The organism is Thermomonas sp. LB-4, assembly GCF_036409385.1.
Lineage (GTDB): Bacteria > Pseudomonadota > Gammaproteobacteria > Xanthomonadales > Xanthomonadaceae > Thermomonas.
Genome location: NZ_JAXOFT010000004.1, coordinates 1 through 22,135, shown reverse-complemented (window position 1 = coordinate 22,135; position 22,135 = coordinate 1). Strand labels below are relative to the sequence as shown.

Annotated in this window: 20 protein-coding genes and 1 riboswitch; of the genes, 11 read left to right on the top strand and 9 right to left on the bottom strand. The window is 68.8% G+C overall.

The features are described 5' to 3' along the window. Window positions 1-133: 133 nt before the first annotated feature. Together SPK54_RS04755 and SPK54_RS04750 are read left to right on the top strand one after the other, a co-directional pair. Complete coding sequence (locus SPK54_RS04755) at window positions 134-883, top strand: S-methyl-5'-thioinosine phosphorylase (protein WP_330946789.1); 750 nt, start codon at window positions 134-136, stop codon at window positions 881-883. 134 nt (window positions 884-1,017) lie between these two features. Then, window positions 1,018-1,221 carry a cold-shock protein gene (locus SPK54_RS04750; protein ID WP_330946788.1) on the top strand — a complete coding sequence of 68 codons (204 nt, stop codon included), beginning with the start codon at window positions 1,018-1,020 and terminating at the stop codon, window positions 1,219-1,221. A gap of 120 nt (window positions 1,222-1,341) precedes the next feature. On the opposite strand, the gene SPK54_RS04745 is transcribed toward SPK54_RS04750, so the two are convergent. The 3 genes from SPK54_RS04745 to SPK54_RS04735 all read right to left on the bottom strand — a co-directional run bounded on the left by SPK54_RS04745 (window position 1,342) and on the right by SPK54_RS04735 (window position 3,592). After that, entirely contained in the window at window positions 1,342-1,704 is a 363-nt protein-coding gene (locus SPK54_RS04745; protein WP_330946787.1) for a hypothetical protein, read from the bottom strand. Window positions 1,705-1,907: 203 nt separating this feature from the next. Further along, the gene (locus tag SPK54_RS04740) at window positions 1,908-2,270 is read right to left on the bottom strand and encodes a hypothetical protein (RefSeq protein ID WP_330946786.1); all 363 of its coding nucleotides are present in this window, start codon (window positions 2,268-2,270) and stop codon (window positions 1,908-1,910) included. A 146-nt stretch (window positions 2,271-2,416) separates the two neighbouring features. Beyond that, window positions 2,417-3,592, bottom strand: a complete 1,176-nt coding sequence (locus SPK54_RS04735) for an acetyl-CoA C-acyltransferase (RefSeq protein ID WP_330946785.1) — start codon at window positions 3,590-3,592, stop codon at window positions 2,417-2,419. Window positions 3,593-3,787: 195 nt separating this feature from the next. Here SPK54_RS04735 and SPK54_RS04730 point away from each other — a divergent pair, with 195 nt between their 5' ends. Then, a complete protein-coding gene (locus SPK54_RS04730; protein WP_330946784.1) occupies window positions 3,788-6,754 on the top strand; it encodes a S8 family serine peptidase in 2,967 nt (988 codons plus the stop codon). A 144-nt stretch (window positions 6,755-6,898) separates the two neighbouring features. Here SPK54_RS04730 and hflD read toward each other — a convergent pair whose 3' ends face one another. Genes hflD through SPK54_RS04710 form a run of 4 tightly spaced genes read right to left on the bottom strand, consistent with a single transcriptional unit; the run spans window position 6,899 to window position 9,579 of the window. Next, window positions 6,899-7,510 carry a high frequency lysogenization protein HflD gene (hflD, locus tag SPK54_RS04725; RefSeq protein WP_330946783.1) on the bottom strand — a complete coding sequence of 204 codons (612 nt, stop codon included), beginning with the start codon at window positions 7,508-7,510 and terminating at the stop codon, window positions 6,899-6,901. After that, entirely contained in the window at window positions 7,507-8,637 is a 1,131-nt protein-coding gene (gene mnmA, locus SPK54_RS04720) for a tRNA 2-thiouridine(34) synthase MnmA (protein ID WP_330946782.1), read from the bottom strand. The genes hflD and mnmA overlap by 4 nt, the downstream gene beginning before the upstream one ends. Further along, entirely contained in the window at window positions 8,634-9,113 is a 480-nt protein-coding gene (locus tag SPK54_RS04715; protein WP_330946781.1) for an NUDIX hydrolase, read from the bottom strand. The genes mnmA and SPK54_RS04715 overlap by 4 nt, the downstream gene beginning before the upstream one ends. A 1-nt stretch (window position 9,114) precedes the next feature. Next, window positions 9,115-9,579: a YbjN domain-containing protein gene (locus SPK54_RS04710; protein WP_330946780.1), complete on the bottom strand. Its 465-nt coding sequence runs from the start codon at window positions 9,577-9,579 to the stop codon at window positions 9,115-9,117. A gap of 50 nt (window positions 9,580-9,629) precedes the next feature. Between SPK54_RS04710 and clpS the strand changes: the two genes are divergently transcribed. The 6 genes from clpS to SPK54_RS04680 all read left to right on the top strand — a co-directional run bounded on the left by clpS (window position 9,630) and on the right by SPK54_RS04680 (window position 17,504). After that, a complete protein-coding gene (clpS, locus tag SPK54_RS04705; protein WP_330946779.1) occupies window positions 9,630-9,959 on the top strand; it encodes an ATP-dependent Clp protease adapter ClpS in 330 nt (109 codons plus the stop codon). 72 nt (window positions 9,960-10,031) lie between these two features. Further along, window positions 10,032-12,311 carry an ATP-dependent Clp protease ATP-binding subunit ClpA gene (gene clpA, locus SPK54_RS04700; RefSeq protein WP_330946778.1) on the top strand — a complete coding sequence of 760 codons (2,280 nt, stop codon included), beginning with the start codon at window positions 10,032-10,034 and terminating at the stop codon, window positions 12,309-12,311. 29 nt (window positions 12,312-12,340) lie between these two features. Then, complete coding sequence (locus SPK54_RS04695; protein ID WP_330946777.1) at window positions 12,341-13,048, top strand: 4'-phosphopantetheinyl transferase superfamily protein; 708 nt, start codon at window positions 12,341-12,343, stop codon at window positions 13,046-13,048. A 16-nt stretch (window positions 13,049-13,064) separates the two neighbouring features. Continuing rightward, a riboswitch (cobalamin riboswitch) is annotated at window positions 13,065-13,304 on the top strand. Window positions 13,305-13,574: 270 nt separating this feature from the next. Beyond that, window positions 13,575-15,884, top strand: a complete 2,310-nt coding sequence (locus SPK54_RS04690; RefSeq protein ID WP_330946915.1) for a ribonucleoside-diphosphate reductase subunit alpha — start codon at window positions 13,575-13,577, stop codon at window positions 15,882-15,884. 209 nt (window positions 15,885-16,093) lie between these two features. Then, window positions 16,094-17,113 (top strand): ribonucleotide-diphosphate reductase subunit beta, encoded by a 1,020-nt coding sequence (locus SPK54_RS04685; RefSeq protein ID WP_330946776.1) that lies wholly within the window; start codon window positions 16,094-16,096, stop codon window positions 17,111-17,113. Beyond that, a complete protein-coding gene (locus SPK54_RS04680; RefSeq protein WP_330946775.1) occupies window positions 17,103-17,504 on the top strand; it encodes an acyl-CoA thioesterase in 402 nt (133 codons plus the stop codon). The genes SPK54_RS04685 and SPK54_RS04680 overlap by 11 nt, the downstream gene beginning before the upstream one ends. A 21-nt stretch (window positions 17,505-17,525) precedes the next feature. Here SPK54_RS04680 and SPK54_RS04675 read toward each other — a convergent pair whose 3' ends face one another. Further along, window positions 17,526-17,711: an oxidoreductase-like domain-containing protein gene (locus SPK54_RS04675; protein ID WP_330946774.1), complete on the bottom strand. Its 186-nt coding sequence runs from the start codon at window positions 17,709-17,711 to the stop codon at window positions 17,526-17,528. A 68-nt stretch (window positions 17,712-17,779) separates the two neighbouring features. On the opposite strand from SPK54_RS04675, the gene SPK54_RS04670 reads away from it, so the two are divergent. Together SPK54_RS04670 and SPK54_RS04665 are read left to right on the top strand one after the other, a co-directional pair. Then, window positions 17,780-18,382, top strand: a complete 603-nt coding sequence (locus tag SPK54_RS04670; protein WP_330946773.1) for a mechanosensitive ion channel family protein — start codon at window positions 17,780-17,782, stop codon at window positions 18,380-18,382. A 10-nt stretch (window positions 18,383-18,392) separates the two neighbouring features. Next, a complete protein-coding gene (locus tag SPK54_RS04665) occupies window positions 18,393-19,634 on the top strand; it encodes a serine hydrolase domain-containing protein (RefSeq protein ID WP_330946772.1) in 1,242 nt (413 codons plus the stop codon). 13 nt (window positions 19,635-19,647) lie between these two features. On the opposite strand, the gene SPK54_RS04660 is transcribed toward SPK54_RS04665, so the two are convergent. After that, window positions 19,648-21,993, bottom strand: coding sequence for a Tex family protein (locus tag SPK54_RS04660; protein ID WP_330946771.1), 2,346 nt, complete (start codon window positions 21,991-21,993; stop codon window positions 19,648-19,650). Window positions 21,994-22,135 lie beyond the last annotated feature (142 nt).

Genomic DNA, 22,135 nt, shown 5'->3' with positions numbered 1-22,135 from the left:
GTTTCAGCGGACTCTCGGCGGCATGGATGCCGCCGAGAAGCCTACAAGGACGTATTCACGGCGTGTCCGCTGAAACGCTGCCGGCACGCACGCGAGCCTGCAATACAGGTCGAATGAGTTGGAGGAAGCAAGGATGACCATCGAACTCGCCGTCATCGGCGGCACCGGCGTCTATGCGCTGGGGGAACTGGCCGACGTGGAGAGCCACCAGCCGGTGACGCCCTACGGCGCGCCATCCGGCCCGGTGCGCGTGGGCATGTATGCCGGCCGACGCGTGGCCTTCCTGGCCCGGCACGGCGAAGGCCATTCGCTGCCGCCGCACAGGATCAATTACCGCGCCAACCTGGCCGCGTTGAAGGCGCTGGGCGCCACCCGCGTGCTGGCGCTGAACACCGTCGGCGGCATCACCGGCCGCTTCGGCCCGCGCGTGCTGGCCTGCCCGGACCAGCTGATCGACTACACCTGGGGCCGCATTTCGACGCTGTGCGAAGAGCCTGGCAGCGAGGTGCTGCATGTCGATTTCGGCGATCCCTACACCCCGACGTTGCGCCGGGACGTCATTGAAGCCGCGGCGCGGGCGGGCGTCGCGCTGGTGGATGGGGGCTGCTACGGCGCCACCCAGGGGCCGCGGCTGGAAACCCGCGCCGAGATCGCGCGCATGCGCCGCGACGGCTGTGACCTGGTCGGCATGACCGGCATGCCCGAGGCCGGGTTGGCGCGCGAACTCGGGCTGGACTACGCCTGCCTGGCCATCGTCGCCAACTGGGCGGCGGGCGCGGGGCCGGACGTGGAAGAGGTGATCACCTTGCAGGACGTGCTGGATAACGTTGCCGCGGCGATGGCGGGAGTGCCGGGGTTGCTGCGGCGCCTGCTGGCAGGCTGACCGTCCGGCGGCGGGAAACGCGTTCAGCAGGGTTGCGCGGGCATGCGGCTGTTGCATACTCGCGCCGTGCCGCAGCACGGCACGATACCGATCCAGTCCATCACCACACGCATTCGCAAGAGGTCTTCGCAATCATGCAGTACGGCACAGTGAAGTGGTTCAACGATGCCAAGGGCTTCGGTTTCATCGCCCCCGAGGACGGCAGCACCGACGTGTTCGTGCATTTTTCCGCCATCGACTCCACGGGCTTCCGCAGCCTGCAGGAAGGCCAGCGGGTCAGCTACGAAGTGCAGCAGGGTGCGAAAGGCGCGCAGGCGGCCGGCGTCAAGCCCGCCTGACCGCGCGGCCAGCGCCGCAGCATTCGAGGCCCCGCTCCGGCGGGGCTTTTTTGTGGCGCGGGAAAAGAACAAGGCCCGCCGGTGAGGGCGGGCCTTGCGGGTATTGCGCGTCGCCGTGGATTACTTCTTGGCGGCTTCTTCGACCTTGGCGGCGCCTTCCTTCACGGCGCCAGCGGCGTCGGCGGCGGCGTCCTTGGCGGCATCCTTGACGTCGGCAGCGGCGTCCTTCACGGCGTCGGCGGCGGCATCGGCGGCGTCGGTGGTCGCGGCGGCAGCGGCGTCGCCGGCAGCAGCGGCGGCATCGCCAGCGGCGTCAGCGGCTTCGCCCGCAGCGGCGGCGGCGTCGGCGGCGTGGTCGGCGGCGGCGTCAGCGGCCTGCTCGGTGGCAGCGGCGGCATCGGCAGCGGCGTCGGTGGCTTCGTTCTTGCAGGCCGACAGAGCGAGGACGCCAGCGGCGAGGAGCACGTAAAGCTTGGTGTTCATGGTTCTCTCCTGAGGAGTTGTCTGAAATGGATCGGTTTGCGGATCAGGCAACGCCAGTGCGCTTAGCGATCCGGCAATGGGCCGGCGGGTCGTTCACTGACTTCTTACAACGCCCCCGTTGCCGGGAGCATGAAAAAGCCGTCGGGATATCGACGGCTTTTCCAATCTTACAGCAATCTGAAAGGACGCCAGGCGCCCGCAGATTACTGCTGCTTTTCAGCAGACTTGGCAGCGGCTTCAGCCGAGTCGGCAGCCTGATCGGCGGCCTTGGCAGCTTCCTGGGCGGCGTCGGCAGCAGCACCAGCACCGGCGGTACCAGCCGCATCGGCGGTGGCATCGGCGGCAACGGCTGCGGAGTCAGCGGCCATGGCAGCGGTGTCGGCAGCGGCCTGGGCGGCGTCGGCAGCAGCGCTGTCGCCGGTCACGGCAGCAGCGTCGGCAGCGGCCTGGGCCTCGACGGCCGCGCCCGCGGCGTCGGCGGTCGCTTCGTCAGCCTGCTTCTGGTTGCTGCAGGCGGTCAGGGCCAGGCCCAGCGCCATCGCCAGCAGGATCTTGTTGATCGACATGATACGGATTCCTCGTCGTTGTATGAGTTTTGGCAACGCGCAAACTGCGCGCCGGTAACATGATGACAAGCCAATGTCGCGTGTCAAGCGGTTGGCCGGGTTTTTTTCTGAAGGACGTTAAATTCCCGTCATTGCGCCGTTAGGAATCAGATGATTTCGACGGCCAGGGCGGTGGCCTCGCCGCCGCCGATGCACAGCGACGCCACCCCGCGCTTGCCGCCACGGGCCTGCAGGGCGTGGATCAGGGTGACCAGCAGGCGCGCACCGGAGGCGCCGATCGGGTGGCCCAGGGCCAGTGCGCCGCCATTGACGTTGAGCTTGTCGTGCGGGATGCCGAGGTCGCTCATCGGCGCCATCGCCACGCAGGCGAAGGCCTCGTTGACCTCGAACAGGTCGACGTCGGCCACCGACCAGCCGGCCTTGTCCAGTACGTTCTTCAGCGCGGACACCGGTGCGGTGGTGAACCACTCGGGCGCCTGCGCATGGGTGGCATGGGCGACGATGCGGGCCAGCGGCTTGGCGCCGGCGGCAGCGGCGGCCTCGGCCGACATCACCACCAGCGCGGCGGCGCCGTCGGAAATCTTGGAGGACGAGGCGGCGGTCAGCACGCCATCCTTGCCGAAGGCCGGACGCAGCTCGGGGATCTTGTTGAGATCGATCTTGCCGGGCTCCTCGTCCCTGTCGATCACCACCTCGCCCTTGCGGGTCTTGACGGTGACCGGGACGATCTCGGCGGCGAACGCGCCGGCGGCCTGCGCGGCCTGGGCACGGCGGGCGCTCTCGGCGGAGAACGCGTCGATGGCGGCGCGGTCATAGCCGTACTTGGCGCAGGCGGCGTCGCCGAACACGCCCATCGCCTTGCCGTCGTAGGGATTGGTGAGGCCGTCGAAGGCCATGTGGTCGAGGAACTCGGCGCTGCCGTAGCGCACGCCGGTGCGCGAGCCGTTGAGCAGGTGCGGGGCGTTGGTCATCGACTCCATGCCGCCGGCAACCACGACCTTGGCCGAGCCGGCCTTGATGATGTCGTGGGCCAGCATCACCGCTTTCATGCCGGAACCGCAGACCTTGTTGACGGTGGTGGCGCCGGCGGCGTCGGGGATGCCGGCCGTGCGCATGGCCTGCCGCGCCGGCGCCTGGCCGAGACCGGCCGGCAGCACGCAGCCCATGATGACCTCGTCCACCTGGTCGGCGGCCAGCCCGGACTGCGCAAGCGCGCCGGCGATGGCGGCGCTGCCCAGCGCGGGCGTGGGCAGGCCGGTGAACTGGCCGAGGAAGGAACCGATGGCGGTGCGCTTGGCACCGACGATGACGACGTCGCTCATGGGAAGCTCCGGGTGCGTGGGGCCGGACAGGCCGGCAAACTCCGATTATCGCTCTAAAAACGCGCGCATGTTGCGGTGCCGCATTCAGCTGTGTGGTGCATGCCCGGTGTTGCGCGAACGGCGGTGCGGGCTTACAAAGTCGTCATCCAGAAGGCCGTGCCGGGCGGCTCGGTTGCACATCGAATCGGGGAAGAAATGGACGGGAATCTTGTATCGCAGCGCCAGCTCCGGCTGGCCGTCACCCTGTTGCCTGCTGCCATCGCGCTGGCGTTGTCCGCCTGCGGCGGGGGCGGGGGGGGCAGCAACGTGCGGCCCACGCCGCCGCCGGTCACACCGTCCGGCCCCGGCTTCACGCCGAACGTTGCCAATGATGCGTCGCTGGCGGTCAATCCGCCCGCGGTACCGGTGCTGGCGGGCCCTGTTTCGCTCGCCAACAACAGCCTCAACCGCCACCTGCTGTTGACCAATGCGGCCGGGGCGCTGGGCGCCGGCTTGAAGGGGCAGGGCATCACCATCGGCCTGCTGGATTCCGGGGTGAACCGCAACCATCCCACCCTGGCCGGGCGGGTCAGCAAGAATTTCATCAACATCTGCACGACGGCTGCCTGCGGCAACGATCTCAGCGTCGACGACAAGGTCGGCCACGGCACCACGGTGGCCTCGCTCGCGGCCGGCCGGCCGGTGGTCGGCAACTACCTCAACAGCGACGGCAGCAACAGCGGCCAGACCGATACCTGGGGCGGCGGCGTCGCCCAGAACGCCAGTATCGTGTCCTCGCGCATCATCAGCGATGCGCCGCCCAAGGACGACGGCTCCGGTGCGGGCAACGAGATCCACGCCGGTGAAGGCCTGGGCGAGGATTTCGTCTACCTGCACAAGCAGCTGGCCGATGCCGGCGCGAAAATCATCAACAACTCCTGGGGCGGGCTGTACTGGAGCGATCCGGCGCTGTCGCTGGAGCTGGCCACGGCGTACAAGGATTTCACCGTCAACCGCGGCGGCATCGTCGTGTTTGCCAACGGCAACAGCGGTCGCGACGCGCGCTACCGGCCGAAGCCTTCCGACAACGCCATGCTGCCGACGCTGGCCAACGACGCCGTCCTCGAGAAGGGCTGGCTCACGGTCGGCGCGCTGGACCCGCTCAACCCCACCCAGCTGACCGATTACTCGCAGGAATGCGGGCCGGCGATGAACTATTGCCTGGTGGCGCCGGGCAACGTGGTGTTCATCGACCCGGATGCGACCTCGCAGGCCACCAGCGGTCTGTACCAGGGCGGCGGCACCTCGTATGCGGCACCGTTGGTTTCCGGCGCGGCCGCGGTGGTGTGGGCGGCGTTCCCCTACTTCAGCAACGACCAGGTGCGGCAGGCCATCCTCGGCGGTGCCAAGGATCTTGGCGCAGCAGGGGTCGATGCCGTGTTCGGCTGGGGCCTGCTGGACGTGACCAAGGCGGCGATGGGACCCGGCAATTTCGCCTGGGGCGACTTCAGCGTGGCGTTCTCCGGCAATTCGGTGTGGCGCAACGAGATCATCGGCAGCGGCGGGCTGGTCAAGGGCGGCAGCGGCACCCTGACCCTGACCGAAGCGGGGCGCTTCACCGGCGCAACCCAGGTCAACGCGGGCGGGCTGGACGTGCGCAAGGGGCTGCGGTCGAACCTGGCCATCGCCAGCGGCGCCACGGTGTGGGCCAGCGGCGCGTTCGGCGGCGACGTGGCGAACAACGGCGCCTTCCTGAGCGGTGCCGCCACGCCGGCCAGCATCGCCGGCAACTTCAGCCAGTCCGGCAGCGGCAACCTGGGCGTGTGGCTGGGCAGCGCGTTGAAGGTGACCGGTTCTGCCAGCGTCAACGGCACCATGTCCATCCTCGGCGTGAAGGGCGGCTACACCACCACGTCGAAGGAAACGCTGATCAACGCCACAGGCGGCGTCACCGGCACCTTCGTCTCCCTGCGCGCGGCCTCCAACGTGTTTCTGGACGCCGCGCTGGCCTACGACCCCAACAACGTTTTCCTCAACATCAACCGCATCGACGTGACCAAGGCGGTGGCGGGCATGGGCCTCACCGGGGCAAGCCTGGCCTCGGCGGCAAGGGTGGAGTCGGCGATGCAGGCGATCGACCGGCAGCTGGGCGGGGGCGGTCCGGCCGCCATCGGCGGGGCGTTCATCGATGCCGCTGGCGCTTTGCAACAGTCGGCCAGCGTGGCCAATGCCGACGCATCGTTGCGCAGCCTGTCCGGTGAGCTGCACGCGGCCTCGGCGGCGATGACCTTCGATGCCATCGACGCCGGGCGTCGCGCGCTGGGACAGCGCGTCGACGCGGTGGGACAGGCCCCGGCGCAAGCCGGGGGCTGGGCGCGCGACCTCGCCGCCAGCGGCGAGCTGGCCCGCGCCGGCTTCGGCCAGCTGGGCATGGACGCGACCGGCAGCATGATCGGCAACGACTGGCGCCTGGGCCGCAACGCGGTGCTGGGCGTGGCGATGAACCGGCTGGAGCAATCCGGCTGGCTGGATGGCGGCGGTGATCGCAGCCGCGGCCACCAGCGCGAAGTGCAGCTGTACGCCGCCGGCTGGCGCGATGGCTGGCAGGCACAGGCGCAGCTGGCCGCGGGCACGTTCCATCGGCAGATGCAGCGCGGGCTGCTGCTGGGTGGGCTGCGCGACGCGGCCGCCACCCGGCTGTCGGGCGACTACCTGGCGGCGTTCGGCGAAATCGGCCGGCGCTTCGATGCAGGCGGCCTGGCGCTGACGCCTTACCTGGGGGCACAGTTCGTGCGGATGGGGAATGACGGCTTCATCGAAAGCAGCGCCAGCGGCTTCGGGCTGCGTGCCAACGCCTGGGACAGCCAGCGTTGGCAGGGCTTCGCCGGCCTGCGCGGGGAACGTGCATGGCGCGTCGGCGGCGTGGACCTGCGCGCCGATGCCCGCGCCGAATGGCAACGCACGCTGACGTCCAGTGGTCAGCTGTTCGAGGCCAGCTTCACCGGCGTGGAGCAGTGGGCGCCGCTGCAGGGGATGGCGCCGGGCGGCCACAGCCGGTTGTTCGGGATGGGCCTGAGCGCGGCGTTTGGCGGCAAGGCTACCTTCCGTTTCGATCTCAGCCGGCGCAACGGCGCCTACGGCGACGACGGCATGGCCTCGCTGTGGGGGGCGTACCGCTTCTGATCCGGTACCGCCCCGTGCCGCTGCGATGGCACGGGGCGAGGGCGCGGCAGCAGGGCGCCATGCGGGCGGCTCGGCCGACGCGCGACGGAATACCGGGCCCATGGCCGGCGCAGAGGGCGCCAGGCATGGGACGGGATGCGGTGGTCAGGCCATCCGGGCGTCGATCGCGGCGGCCATTTCGCGCCGGCGGAACACGAAATCCCACAGGCTGCCGCCCATCTGCCGCCAGAGCACGGCCGAGCGCAATGCGGCCAGCAGCAGCGCGCGGATCTCGGCCACCACGCCGGCCTGGCCGAGGTAATGCGGGTTGCCCTGCACCATCACCCGCGGCCGCAGGGTGCTGATGGTGTCGGCGTACAGGCGGGCCAGTTCGGCGATGACGTCCGGGTGCGTGCTGCCCTGCGCCTGGGCTTCCCCCGCCAGCTGGCGCAGCCCCGCCTGCACCTTCGAGGTGATGCCGCCGCTGCGGACGAAGCGGCGCTCCAGCTGCAGCACGGCCAGCGCCAGCCGGCCCAGCGCCTCGTCCTTGTTGCCCCTGGACAGGTAGTCGCGCAGCAGGCGCAGGCCGCCACGCAGGTCGCCGGCGTCGCCATAGACGGCTTCCGCGCTGGCGGCGTCGATGCGGAACACGCTGTCCAGCGCGGCCTGCACCTGGCGGGTTTCGGATTGGCCGGTGTCGGCGATCCTGCGCACCTGCGCCAGGGCCTGGACCAGGCCGGCAAGGGCAAGCACGCGGTCGTCGATGGGGTTGCTCATGCGGAAATCGTCTCGCTGGAATCCGGTTGGGGGAAGGGTGCGTCGGTGGCGGCGATCACCGCGCCGCCCAGACAGTGGTCGCCATCGTAGAGCACCACCGATTGACCGGGGGTGACCGCGCGCTGCGGATGGTCGAAGCGCACGGCAAGCGTGCCGTCCTCCAGGACCTCGACTTCGCAGGCCTCGTCCGGCTGCCGGTAGCGGGTCTGCGCGGTGCAGGCAAAGCGCGCCGCCGGTGGCTGGCCGGCGATCCAGTGCGCGGCTTCGCTGCGCAGCGCGCGCGACTGCAGCCAAGGGCTGTCGTGGCCCTGGTCGACATAGAGGATGTTGCGCTCCACGTCCTTGGCGACCACGAACCAAGGCGCCTGGTGACGGCCGCGCACGCCGCCGATGTGCAGGCCTTCGCGCTGGCCCAGGGTGAAATAGAACACACCGGGATGGCTGCCGATGCGGCTGCCGTCGGGCGTGCGCATCTCGCCTTCGCGCGCCGGCAGGTACTGGGCCAGGAAGCTGCGGAAATCGCGCTCGCCGATGAAGCAGATGCCGGTGGAATCCTTCTTTTCCGCCGTGCGCAGGCCGTATTCGGCGGCGATCCGGCGGATTTCGCTCTTGTGCAGGCCGCCCAGCGGGAAGTGGGTGGCCGCCAGTTGCGACTGGCCCAGCTGGTGCAGGAAATAGCTCTGGTCCTTGCTGCGGTCGACCGCGCGCAGCAGGCGGAAACGCCGGCCGTCGTGGTCCACGCGGGCGTAATGCCCGGTGGCGATGGCCTCCGCGCCCAGTTCGCGCGCGGCGTCGAGGAAATGCTTGAACTTGATCTCGCGGTTGCACAGCACGTCCGGATTGGGCGTGCGGCCGGCGGCGTATTCGTCGAGGAAGTGGCGGAACACGCCGTCCCAGTATTCCTTCGAGAAGTCGCGGAAGCGGATCGGGATACCCAGTGTGCCGCAGACCGCCACCGCGTCGCGGCGGTCGTCCTCGGCGCGGCATTCGCCGGTGCCATCGTCGGCCCAGTTCTGCATGAACAGGCCGGTGACCTCATAGCCCGCGTCGCGCAGCAGCAGCGCAGCGACCGAGGAGTCGACGCCGCCGGACACGCCGACGACGATGCGCTGTCCGCCCCCGTTCACGGCAGCTGCTGCGCGAGCGACAGCGGATGGCGGTTGCCCGCCAGGTAGTCGGCCACCGCCCGCCAGACCAGCGGGCTGCGGTGGCGTGCGACCTCGGCCTGCAGTTGCCGGGGCGTCAGCCACAGCGCCTGCACGATGCCCTCGTCCAGCGTTGCGTCGGGGATTTCCTCCAGTGGTTCGGCGGCGAAGGCGAAGCGGAGGTAGTGGCGGCCGCCGCTCCCGTCAGGCGCGACCGGTGCCTTCCATTGGTAGGTGCCGACCAGATGGGTGATCCGGACGTGCCAGCCGGTTTCCTCGCGGGTTTCGCGCAGCGCCGCCTCCAGCAGGCTTTCGTCGGGCTCGAGGTGGCCGGCGGGCTGGTTGAGCACCAGACGCTCGCCCGCCCGTTCTTCCACGCAGAGCAGGCGGCCGTCCCGCGCCACCAGAGTGGCCACGGTGACGTCCGGCTGCCAGAAACGGCCTTCGCGGTAGCTCATGTCAGAGTGCGTCCTCGTTGCCGGACAGTTCGATTTCCTTGTTGTCCGCGGTTTCCGCCGCGATGTCTATGGCCGCCTCCAGCTGCGCGGCATCGATGTTGTCCGGCAGCTTGATCACGTAATAGAGGACATCGCCGGCGACTTCCCACGCCCCAACCTTGAGGGTGCGGTTTTCGTTCAGCAGCTCCAGCGCCTTGCCTGCGATGGCATCCGCGCCAACCTTGCCGGCCGGGGAGAATACCTCGCGCACCAGCAGGCCCTGGATGGATTCGGTGGCGCCGGAGACGAACACCAGCTGGGTCCGGTTTTCCGACTTGTAGGAAACCACGACCCTGTAGTCGCCGTCCCTGTCGATCTCGTACTTGATGCCGCGTGCGTCCAGGCGCGCCTGGACCGAGGCATCGCCGGCCGTGGAAGGAGGTGCGGCCAGAGCGACCAGGATGGCGGCGAGCAGGGGCAGGCGCATGGAAGCTCCGGTGCATGGGTGGGATGGACGGTGCGACGTATAATTTGCCCATGCCGAACCAACCCGACAAGCCGCAGCGCGACCACGACCACGGCACCGTGTTGGCCCCGGCGCGCCCGGAAGTGGCTCGCCCGCCGCAATACACCGTTCTGCTGCTCAACGACGACTACACGCCGATGGACTTCGTGGTCGACGTGCTGATGCGGTTTTTCTCGATGGGGCTGGAGCGCGCCACCCAGGTCATGCTGCACGTGCATACCCGTGGCCGCGGCGTATGCGGGGTGTTCACCCGCGAGATCGCAGAATCCAAGGTGGCGCAGGTCAACGAATACGCCAGGCTGAACCAGCACCCGCTGCTATGCACGATGGAACGGGCCTGAACCGGGGCCGGCACTTGTCCCGGGGCCGAATGCGCCCTACATAGGAGCTGACGTACCCGAAGGCAGGTTTACATGTTCAGCAAGGATCTCGAGCAAACCATCGGCCAGTGCTACAAGCGCACCCGCGAGGCGCGCTACGAGTTCATGACGGTGGAGCACCTGCTGCTGGCGCTGCTGGACAATCCCTCGGCGGAGGCGGTGCTGCGCGCGGTCGGCGCGGACCTGCCGCGGCTGCGGGAGGAGCTGGACAACGCCATCGAGGTGTCGGTCAGCCGCTTCGCCGACGACGACGGCCGCGACACCCAGCCCACCCTCGGCTTCCAGCGCGTGCTGCAGCGCGCGGTTTACCACGTGCAGTCCTCCGGCAAGAAGGAGGTCACCGGCGCCAACGTGTTGGTGGCGATCTTCGGCGAAAAGGACTCGCACGCCGTGTACTTCCTCAATCAGCAGGACGTGCATCGGCTGGACGTGGTCAATTACCTGTCCCACGGCATCGCCCGCAATGAAGACGAGCAAGGCCAGCCTGCGCAGGACGGCGAGGGCAAGGCCGAGGGCGGCGAGGGCGAGGGCAAGGGCGATCCGCTGACCGAATTCGCCAGCAACCTCAACGAGGCCGCCGCGGCCGGCAGGATCGACCCGCTGGTCGGCCGGGCCGACGAGATCGAGCGCACCATCCAGGTGCTGTGCCGCCGGCGCAAGAACAACCCGCTGTACGTGGGCGAATCCGGCGTCGGCAAGACCGCGCTGGCGGAAGGTCTGGCCAAGCGGATCGTCGATGGCGAGGTGCCGGACGTGCTGGCGGACGCGGTGATCTATTCGCTCGACCTGGGCGCGCTGGTGGCCGGGACCAAGTACCGCGGCGATTTCGAGAAGCGCCTGAAAGGCGTGCTGGCGGCGCTGAAGAAGCAGCCGGGCGCGATCCTGTTCATCGACGAGATCCACACCATCATCGGTGCCGGCGCTTCCAGCGGCGGCACCATGGACGCCTCCAACCTGATCAAGCCGGTGCTGGCCAACGGCGAGCTGCGCTGCATCGGCTCGACCACCTTCCAAGAATACCGCGGCGTGTTCGAGAAGGATCGCGCGCTGGCGCGGCGCTTCCAGAAGATCGACATCGTCGAGCCGACCGTGGGCGAGGCGGTGGAGATCCTCAAGGGCCTGAAGCCCAAGTACGAAGCGCACCACGACGTGGCCTACGCCGACGAGGCGATCCGCGCCGCGGTGGACCTGTCGGTCAAGCACATCGGCGACCGCCTGCTGCCGGACAAGGCCATCGACGTGATCGACGAGGCCGGCGCGCGCCAGCGGCTGCTGCCGGCCGACACCCGCAAGCAGCTGATCGACGTGGAGGAAATCGAGACCATCGTCGCCAAGATGGCGCGCATCCCGGCCAAGCAGGTCAGCGCGTCCGACAAGGACGTGCTGCAGCATCTGGAGCGCAACCTGAAGATGGTGATCTTCGGCCAGGATCCCGCCATCGAGACCCTGTCCAGCGCGATCAAGCTGGCGCGCTCGGGCCTGGGCAATCCCGACAAGCCGATCGGCAACTTCCTGTTCGCCGGCCCGACCGGCGTGGGCAAGACCGAGGTCACCCGCCAGCTGGCGATGCAGCTGGGGATCGAACTGATCCGGTTCGACATGAGCGAATACATGGAGCCGCATTCGGTCAGCCGCCTGATCGGCGCGCCGCCCGGCTACGTGGGCTTCGACCAGGGCGGCCTGCTGACCGAGAAGATCGTCAAGACGCCGCACTGCGTGCTGCTGCTGGACGAGATCGAGAAGGCGCACCCGGACATCTTCAACATCCTGCTGCAGGTCATGGACCGCGGCGCGCTGACCGACACCAACGGGCGCGAGGCCAACTTCCGCAACGTGATCGTGGTGATGACCACCAATGCCGGCGCCACCCAGGCGGCGCGGCGCAGCATCGGCTTCACCCAGCAGGATCACAGCCCGGACGCGATGGAGGCGATCCGTCGCGGCTTCACGCCCGAGTTCCGCAACCGGCTGGATGCGGTGGTGCAGTTCCAGGCGTTGGGCTTCGAGCACATCCTGCGGGTGGTGGACAAGTTCCTGATCGAGCTGGAAACGCTGCTGCACGAGAAGCAGGTGACCCTGACCGCCACCCCGGCCGCGCGCGAATGGCTGGGACAGCAGGGCTTCGATCCGCTGATGGGCGCCCGCCCGATGGCGCGGCTGATCCAGGACAAGATCAAGCGCCCGCTGGCCGATGAACTGCTGTTCGGCAAGCTGGTCGACGGTGGCCGGGTGGCGCTGGACGCGGTGGATGGCGAGCTGGTGCTGGACGTGCAGGCCGAACCCGAAAAACTGCTGCCGGCAATGGTGGACTGATTGGCGGCGCAGGCGCGGCGGTGGTCCGCATGAGCGGTGCCGCGCGCCTGCACCTGCTGCCGGTCGTCGCGACCGCCGCCGACACGGTTGCGCGCGGGCTGGAGTGGTTGACCGCAACGGAGCGCCTGCGCTTGCAGGCCATCACGTCGCCTGCTCGCCGCGACACGTTCCTGGCGGGCCATTGGCAGGCCCGATGGTTGGCCGCGCAGTGGCTGCAGGTGGATGTACGCAGGCTGGCGTTGGATGCGCAGGCCGATGGCCGCCCGCTGCTGCACGTGGACGGCGATGCCGCGCCGCTGCAGGTGTCGCTGAGCCATAGCGGCGATTGGCTTGCGGTTGCGCTGGCCGATGCGCCGGTGGGCGTCGATGTCGAGTTGCCGCAGCGTGTGCGCGACTGGAACGCGCTGGCGCGGTTCGTGTTTTCGCCGGAGGAGCGCCAGCGCGTGCACGACGCGGACGAGGCGACCCGAGCCGACGTATTCCATGCGCTGTGGACGCTGAAGGAGGCGCGCGGCAAGCGCAGCGGCGAGGGCCTGCAGCCGCGTGCCGCCCGCACGGTGACCGCGCAGCCCGTCGAGGCGGCCGCTGCGGAGGCACTGAGTTGGGCGTTCGGCAGCGGTGCGCTGGCGCTGGCGGTGTCGCCCGGAACCCGGCTGGAATGGATCGGCGGGACGCTCGACACGCCCGCTTACTGGCGCTATGCGGCAAGCGCCGGGGACGCGGCTGCCCGGGATTGACCCTCGGCGACATCCCCCGTATCTTGGGGTTGTCGGTTCCGTCAGGCACAACTTGTCGGATGAAAAGGGAAGCCGGTGCGGCGCAGTGTTCTCCGGAACGGCGCGCCCATCCCGGCACTGCCCCGCAGCGGTAGGTGGAGACGAAGTCGCGATTCGCACTGGGGCGGTGGCCCTGGGAAGCGGCGGCCGAGGCGGTGGGGCTGCATGCCCGCCACATCCACGAGTCCGAAGACCTGCCGACAGCCGCGCGAAGCACGCCGCGCGGTGCCGGCCGACGGATCTCCGGGGGGAGATGGCTGGTGCAGCAGGGTCGCCGCGCACGCAGGCCGTGCCGGATCGCAGGCCGTGCGACACCGCGCTTCCACCCTGACGTTTCCGATGCCATCCGCGCCTGCGAGGGACAGGCCGGGCCCGTGCATCCGCATGGAGACGCCAGATGTCGCAGACCTTGATTGCCGAAGCGCCCGCCGAAGCGGCACCCGCCGCGCCCGCGTTCGACCTCACCCCGCCACCCACCGCCACCGCCATGGCGGTCACCAAGCGCAACGGCAGCACCGAGCCGGTCGATCTGAACAAGATCGTGCGCGCCGTCCAGCGCTGCTGCGACGGGCTGCACGCGGTCGACCCGATGCGCGTGGCCACCCGCACCATCTCTGGCCTGTACAACGGCGCCAGCACGCAGGAACTGGACGAGCTGTCGATCCGCACCGCCGCGCTGCTGATCGGAGAGGAACCCGAATACGGCCGGCTGGCCGCGCGCCTGCTGGCCAACACCATCGCCAAGGAAGTCACCGGGCAGGAAATCCACGCGTTCTCGCAGTCGGTCAGCCGCGGACATGAAGTCGGCCTGATCAACGACCGCCTGCTCGGCTTCGTGCAGGCCAACGCGCGCAAGCTCAACGACGCCATCGACCCGGCGCTCGACCTGAACTTCGACTACTTCGGCCTGCGCACCCTGTACGACCGCTACCTGTTGCGTCACCCGCATTCGCGCAAGGTGATCGAAACGCCGCAGCAGTTCTTCCTGCGTATCGCCAGCGCCTTGAGCGAGGACGTGCCGGAGGCGCTGGCGCTGTACCAGCGGCTGGGCAGCCTGGACTACCTGCCGTCCAGCCCGACCCTGTTCAACGCCGGCACCCGCCACGAGCAGCTGTCCTCGTGCTTCCTGCTGGATTCGCCGCAGGACTCGCTGGAGTCGATCTACGCGCGCTACGGCGAGATCGCCCAGCTGTCGAAGTTCAGCGGCGGGATCGGCGTGAGCTGGTCGCGGGTGCGCTCGCGCGGCTCGCTGATCCGCTCGACCAACGGCCATTCCAACGGCATCGTGCCCTGGCTGAAGACGCTGGATTCGTCGGTGGCGGCGGTCAACCAGGGCGGCAAGCGCAAGGGCGCGGCCTGCGTGTACCTGGACACCTGGCACGCCGACATCGAGGATTTCCTCGAGCTGCGCGACAACGCCGGCGACGACGCGCGCCGCACCCACAACCTCAATCTGGCCAACTGGGTGCCCGACCTGTTCATGCGGCGCGTCGAGGCCGACCAGGTCTGGTCGCTGTTCGATCCACACGCGGTGCCGGAGCTGGTGGACCTGCACGGCGAGGCGTTCGAGCACGCCTACCAGCAGGCCGAAGTGCAGGGCAAGGCGCAGCGCACCGTGCCGGCGCGCAAGCTGTATGCGCGGATGATGCGCACCCTGGCCGAGACCGGCAACGGCTGGATGACCTTCAAGGACAAGTGCAACCGCGCGGGCAACCAAACCCTGCGCCCGCACAACGTCATCCACCTGTCCAACCTGTGCACCGAGATCCTGGAGGTCACCAGCGCGGAAGAAACGGCGGTGTGCAACCTCGGCTCGATCAACCTTGCGCATCACCTGGACCCGCACGGCGACTTCGATTTCGACAAGCTGGCCGAAACCGTGCGGCTGGCGGTGCGCCAGCTCGACCGGGTGATCGACCTGAACTTCTATCCGATCGAGCCAGCGCGCCGGGGCAACCTGCGCTGGCGGCCGGTCGGGCTGGGCTGCATGGGCCTGCAGGATGTGTTCTTCCGCAAGCGTCTGGCGTTCGACTCCGAAGCCGCCCGCGCGCTGTCGAAGAAGATCGCCGAGGAGATCTATTTCCACGCGCTGGACGCGTCCTGCGAGCTGGCTGTCGAGCGCGGCGCGCATGCCTCGTTCGCCGACACCCGCGCGTCCGTCGGCGAGCTGCAGTTCGATGCGTGGGATGTCACTCCCGACAACCCCGCGCGCTGGGATGCCTTGCGCGCGCTCATCCAGCAGCACGGCCTGCGCAATTCCCTGCTGATCGCCATCGCCCCGACCGCGACCATCGCGTCCATCGCCGGCTGCTACGAATGCGTGGAGCCGCAGGTGTCCAACCTGTTCAAGCGCGAGACGCTGTCCGGCGACTTCCTGCAGGTCAACCGCTACCTCGTCGCCGAGCTCAAGCAGCTGGGCCTGTGGACGCCGGAGATGCGCGATGCGATCAAGCTGGCCGACGGCTCGATCCAGAACCTTGCGCAGATCCCGGAAACCCTTCGCCACGTCTACCGCACCGTGTGGGAGCTGCCGATGCGCAGCCTGATCGACATGGCCGCCGAGCGCGGCGCGTTCATCGACCAGTCCGCCTCGCTCAACCTGTTCATGGAAAGCCCGAACATCGGCGCGCTCTCGTCCATGTACATGTACGCATGGAAGCAGGGCATCAAGACCTGCTACTACCTGCGCTCGCGCCCGGCCACCAAGATCGCCAAGACCACCGTGTCCAGCTACACGCCGGCGCAGGCGGTGGCTTGCTCGCTGGAGAACCCGGAAGCCTGCGAAGCCTGCCAGTAATCCCTGTTCTCCCTCTCCCGCCATGCGGGGAGAGGGGGCCGACGGCGGGTGAGGGGCGCTTTTCGCGTTTCCTCACCGAACCCTCATCCGGCGCTACGCGCCACATACATTCGCGCCATCCATGGCGCTCACCCTTCGGGCGGCTGACCCCGTGCAAATCGGCAATCCTGCCGCTTTGTCTCCCGAAGGGAGAAGAAAAAGGAATCCCCATGTCCGCACAACCACGCCAAATGCTGCTCGATCCCGGTTTCGAACTGACGTTGCGCCCGATGCGCTACCCGGATTTCTACGAGATGTACCGCAACGCCATCCGCAACACCTGGACGGTGGACGAGATCAACTTCCAGATCGACATCACCGACCTGCATTCGAAGATGTCGCCGGCCGACCGCCACCTGATCCATCGGCTGGTGGCGTTCTTCGCCACCGGCGATTCCATCGTATCCAACAACCTGGTGCTGAACCTGTACCAGCACCTCAACGCGCCGGAAGCGCGCATGTACCTGTCGCGCCAGCTGTACGAGGAGGCGCTGCACGTGCAGTTCTACCTGACCCTGCTGGACAACTACCTGCCCGACCCGGAAGAGCGCTTCAAGGCGTTCGCGGCGGTGGAGAACATCCCGTCGATCAAGAAGAAGGCGGATTTCTGCTTCAAGTGGATCGACTCGATCCAGGGCCTGAAGCGCATCGAGACCCGCGAGCAGCGCCGCCAGTTCCTGCTCAACCAGATCTGCTTCGCCGCCTGCATCGAAGGCCTGTTCTTCTTCGCCGCCTTCGCCTATGTCTACTACTTCCGTTCGCGCGGTCTGCTGCCGGGGCTGTCGTCCGGCACCAACTGGGTGTTCCGCGACGAAAGCTGCCACATGGACTTCGCCTTCGAATGCGTGCGCACCATCCGCGCCGAGGAGCCGGACCTGTTCGACGCGGGGATGGAGGTGCAGGTGCGCGACATGCTGGCCGAGGCGATCGAATGCGAGGTGCAGTTTGCCGAGGACGTGCTCTCCGGCGGCGTGGCCGGCATCTCGACCCGCGACATGCGCCAGTATTTGCAGCACTGCGCCGACAATCACTTCGTCAAGCTGGGCATGGCGAAGCAGTACAACGTGCGCAATCCGCTGCCGTTCATGGAGCTGCAGGACGTACAGGAGCTGACCAACTTCTTCGAGCGTCGCGTGTCGGCCTACCAGGTCGGCGTGCAGGGCGAGGTGGCGTTCGACCATGCCTTCTGAGCCGGCGCGGCCCATCGAGGCGCGCTTGCAGGAGATCGTCTTCCCCGACCACGCCAACCATCTGGGCACGCTCTTCGGCGGACAGGCGCTGGCGTGGATGGACAAGGCCGCGTTCATCGCCGCCTCGCGCTACGCGCGGCGGACGGTGGTGACGGCGCGTTCGGAGCAGGTGGATTTCCGCCTGCCGATCCGTCAGGGCCAGCTGGTGGAAGTGGTGGCGAGGATCGTCGAGGTCGGGCGCAGTTCGATGCAGGTGGAGGTGGAGCTGATCGCCGAGGACCTGCTGGGCGGCGAGTGCGAGCTGTGCACGCGCGGGCGCTTCACGATGATCGCGCTGGACGGGCGTGGGCGGCCGACCGGGATCCCGGCACTGTCCGAGCACCCGCCGTAGCAGCGCGCCGCCGCGGCGCGCCTATCGGTGGGCGTCGGGATGGCGGGCCAGCCACGCCGCCAGCGTCTGCCGGTAATGCGCCAGTGCTTCGGCGTAGGTGTCGTTGATGCAGGGATCGCAACCGCTGTCGCAGCAGTCGCTGGGCAGCGGCGCCTCCGGTGGCTGCGGGCGCGGGTCGTCGATGGGGTCTGGAAGAGTGCACTGCATGCGCCCATTATCGCCGCGGCTGACGCCTGCTGCCGCTGTTGTCGCAGTGCCGCGGGTAACATGGGGGCATGGAAAGATACCTGCCTGTGTGGCTGCAGCCCCGGTTCGAGTACCTCGCGCTGGCCCTGCAAGTGCTGGCGATCCTGCTGGTGGCGTGGTCGCTGCGCGGGTTGGTGCGGCGGCTGATCGCGCGCCTGGCCGCGCGCTATGAACTGCCGCCGATGGTGGTGATGGGCGCGCGCCGGGTAGCGACGTTCCTCATCGGCACCACCGCGCTGCTGGCGGTGTTGCAGCTGTTCGGGGTTTCGGCCGGCGTGCTGTGGGGCGCGTTCACCGGCTTCGCGACGGTGGCGGCGGTGGCGTTCTTCGCAGCCTGGAGCGTGCTCACCAACATCTTCTGTTCGTTCCTGATCCTGGTGACCCGCCCGTTCCGCCTCTTCGATCACATCGAGGTGCTGGACAACGGCGAGAAGCCGGGCCTGGGCGGGCAGGTGATCGACATCAACCTGGTCTACGTGACCCTGCTGGAGCGCCACGGCGACGGCTTTGAAAGCCAGCTGCGGGTGCCCAACAGCCAGTTTTTCCAGCGTGCGGTGCGGCGCTGGAGCGGCGAGCCGCCGCCGCCCGCCGCGGATGGCGGAGACCGCCGGTCCGCTGACCCGAGCCGCTAGGACACGCGCCATGCCCGCGATGTCCCGCCGCCGCCTGCTCGGTTCCGGCCTCGCGCTGTCCCTGCTGGGGCCGTGGGGCCTGCGCGCGTCGCCCACCATCGACGCGAATGCCGACTGGATCCCTGCCGACGATTTCCTGCGCGACCTGCCGCGGCAGATGCAGGCGCTGGGCGTGCCGGGCATCGCCATCGCGGTGGTCGAGGACGGCAGACTGGCATGGTCGCGTGGCTTCGGCCTGGCGCATGCCGGCCGGAACGTGCCGGTCGGCGAGGAGACGGTGTGGGAGGCGGCCTCGCTGAGCAAGCCGATGTTCGCCTACATGGCGCTGCAACTGGTGGATCGCGGCGAACTGGCGCTGGATGCGCCGCTGGTGACGTATGCCAGGCCGGACTACCTGGGCAAGTCGCCCTGGCTGGCACGCATCACCGTGCGCGACGTGCTGCGCCATTCCACCGGCCTGCCGGACTGGCGCAAGGATCCGGCCAACGAGCGGCTCGAACCTGCGGTCGCGCCGGGCACGCGCATCGACTACTCCGGCGAGGCTTTCGTCTGGCTGCAGCTGGCAGTGGAGCGGCTCACGGGCGAAAGCCTGGACCAGACCATGCATCGGCTGCTGTTCGACCCCGCCGGCATGCGCGACAGCAGCTACGCCTGGGACGCCGGCCTCGCCGAGCGGTCGGTGCATGGCCACAGGCAATCGGACGATGGCGGAATCGCGGTGCCGCCGCAGATGTTGCGCGATGCCTGGGAGGCGGCGATGCCGGTGGCCGTTCGCATCGGCAAGCCGCTGTCCGCGTGGCGCTATGCCGACGCCGAGCGCGCGATGCCCGAGGCGCAGGCCGTCGCGCGGCCGGGGCTGGTGAGCTGGGCCAGCGACATCCTGGCCAATGCGGCCGCCAGCCTGCGCTGCACCGTGCAGGACTATGCGAGGTTCATGGCGCTGATGGTGCACGCGGATGCGCGGCCCTGGGAGCTGAAGCCCACCACCCGAGAGGCGATGCTGCGGCGGCAGATCGACGTGCCCGGCCGCTGGACCGACAAGGGCCTGGGCTGGAACCTCGAAGCCACGGCACGGGGGCCGGTGTTCTACCACTCCGGCAGCAATGGCGGCATCTTCAAGACCTTCGCGCTGGGCGATGCGCGCCGGCGCCGCGCGCTGGTGGCGATGACCAATGCCACCAACGGCAACGTGCTGTATCGCCGCGTGGTGCGCGCGGCGACCGGACTGGACCTGCTGGCGTTCGACCTCTGACCTTGCGCGGCGATCAGCCGCGCTTGAGTCCCTTGAGGGCATCGGCCATGGCGCTGTTGAAGGGCGCCTTCTGCTGCGCCGGTGCGGCAGGGCGCGGGCCACGCGCGGTACCGCCATCGCGACGGGCAGGGCGCTCGTCGCGCCGCGCATCGGTGCGCGCCTCGCCCACCGGATCGTCCATGCGCCGGGTCAGTGCGATGCGCTTGCGCGCCACGTCCACTTCCAGCACCTTGACCTTGACGATGTCGCCGGCCTTCACCACTTCGCGCGGATCCTTGATATAGCGGTCGGACAGCGCGGAGATGTGGATCAATCCGTCCTGGTGCACGCCGATGTCCACGAACGCGCCGAACGCGGCGACGTTGCTGACCACGCCCTCCAGCACCATGCCCGGGCGCAGGTCCTTGATGTCCTCCACGCCGTCGGCGAACTGCGCGGCCTTGAACTCCGGGCGCGGGTCGCGGCCGGGTTTCTCAAGTTCCTTCAGGATGTCGCGCACGGTGGGTTCCCCGAAACGCGCGTCGGTGAACTGCGCGGGCTTGAGCGAACGCAGGAACGCGCTGTCGCCGATGATCTGCTTCACCGACTTGCCGCCGGCCGCGAGGATGCGTTCGACCACCGGATAGGCTTCCGGGTGCACCGACGAAGCATCCAGCGGCTGCTCGCCGTCCATGATGCGCAGGAAGCCGGCGCACTGTTCGAAGGTCTTCTCGCCGAGGCGCGGCACCTTCAGCAGCGCTTTGCGCGATTTGAACGCGCCGTTGGCATCGCGATGCGCCACGATGTTCTCGGCCACCGTGGCGGACAGGCCGGAGACCCGCGCCAGCAGCGCGCCGGAGGCGGTGTTCACGTCCACGCCGACGGCGTTCACGCAGTCCTCCACCTTCGCATCCAGCGCGCGGGCGAGGCGGTACTGGTCGACGTCGTGCTGGTACTGGCCCACGCCAATCGCCTTCGGCTCGATCTTCACCAGTTCGGCCAGCGGGTCCTGCAGGCGGCGGGCGATGGAGACGGCGCCGCGCAGCGACACATCGAGGTTCGGGAATTCCTTCGCCGCCAGTTCGGAGGCGGAGTACACCGATGCGCCGGCCTCGCTCACGACGATTTTCTGCGCCTTCAACTCGGGAACCAGCTTGAGCAGGTCGCCGGCCAGCTTGTCGGTCTCGCGGCTGGCGGTGCCGTTGCCGATGGCGATGAGCTGCACGCCGTGGGCGACGCACAGCTGCTTCAGCGTCGCCAGCGATTGGTCCCATTGGCGACGCGGTTCATGCGGATAGATGGTGTCGGTGGCGACCAGCTTGCCGGTGGCATCCACCACCGCCACCTTCACGCCGGTGCGCAGGCCGGGATCGAGGCCCAACACGGCTTTCGGGCCCGCCGGCGCGGCCAGCAGCAGGTCCTTGAGGTTGTCGCCGAACACGGCGATGGCCTCGCCTTCGGCCTTCTCGCGTGACTGGTTGAACAGGTCCAGCAGCAGGTGCATGTGGATCTTGGCGCGCCACGCCAGCCGCACCGCGTTGCGCAGCCAGGTATCCGCGGCGCGGCCGCGCGCGTCGATGCCTGCATGCAGGGCGATGCGCCCTTCCGCGTACTGGTGGCCTGCCTCGGCATCCGCACCGGGATCGAGATCCAGCTGCAGGAACTCCTCGCGCCGGCCGCGCAGCAGCGCCAGCATCCGGTGCGAGGGGATCTTCGCCAGCGGTTCGGCATGGTCGAAATAGTCGCGGAACTTCTCGCCCGCGGTTTCCTTGCCCTCCACCACCTTTGCGCGGATCAGGCCCTCGCGCGCCAGCCAGTCGCGCAGCTCGCCCAGCAGTGCGGCGTCCTCGCCCCAGCGCTCGATCAGGATCGCGCGCGCGCCTTCCAGCGCGGCCTTGGCATCGGCCACGCCCTTGTCGGCATCGACGAAGCCGACGGCGAATTCCTCCGGCACCCGGGTCGGGTCGCCCAGCAGGCCGTCGGCCAGTGGTTCCAGCCCGGCTTCGCGGGCGATCTGCGCGCGGGTGCGGCGCTTCTGCTTGTACGGCAGGTACAGGTCTTCGAGGCGCGATTTGCTGTCGGCCGCCTCGATGTCGGCGCGCAGTTCATCGGTCAGCTTGCCCTGTTCGGAGATGCTCGACAGGATCGCCGCGCGGCGGTCCTCCATTTCGCGCAGATAGGTCAGCCGGGTTTCCAGGTTGCGCAGCTGGGTGTCGTCCAGCCCGCCGGTCACTTCCTTGCGGTAGCGGGCGATGAAGGGCACGGTCGCCCCTTCGTCCAGCAGCCCCACCGCCGCCTGCACCTGGGTGGGCTGCGCGCCGATTTCCCCGGCGATGGTGGATGCGATCTTGCGGGCGAGGGCGGGGGAAAGGTGGGTCATGCGGGTCTGCTGGGCTGCGGAACGAAGCCGCCATTGTCGCCGCGGCATCCGGGTTGCGACAGCTTGACAGGGGGATTGCGTGCCTTTGTAGGAGCAACTGTCTTTCCTCAAGCCGGTAGGGTTCTCCATTCCGAACCGTCGC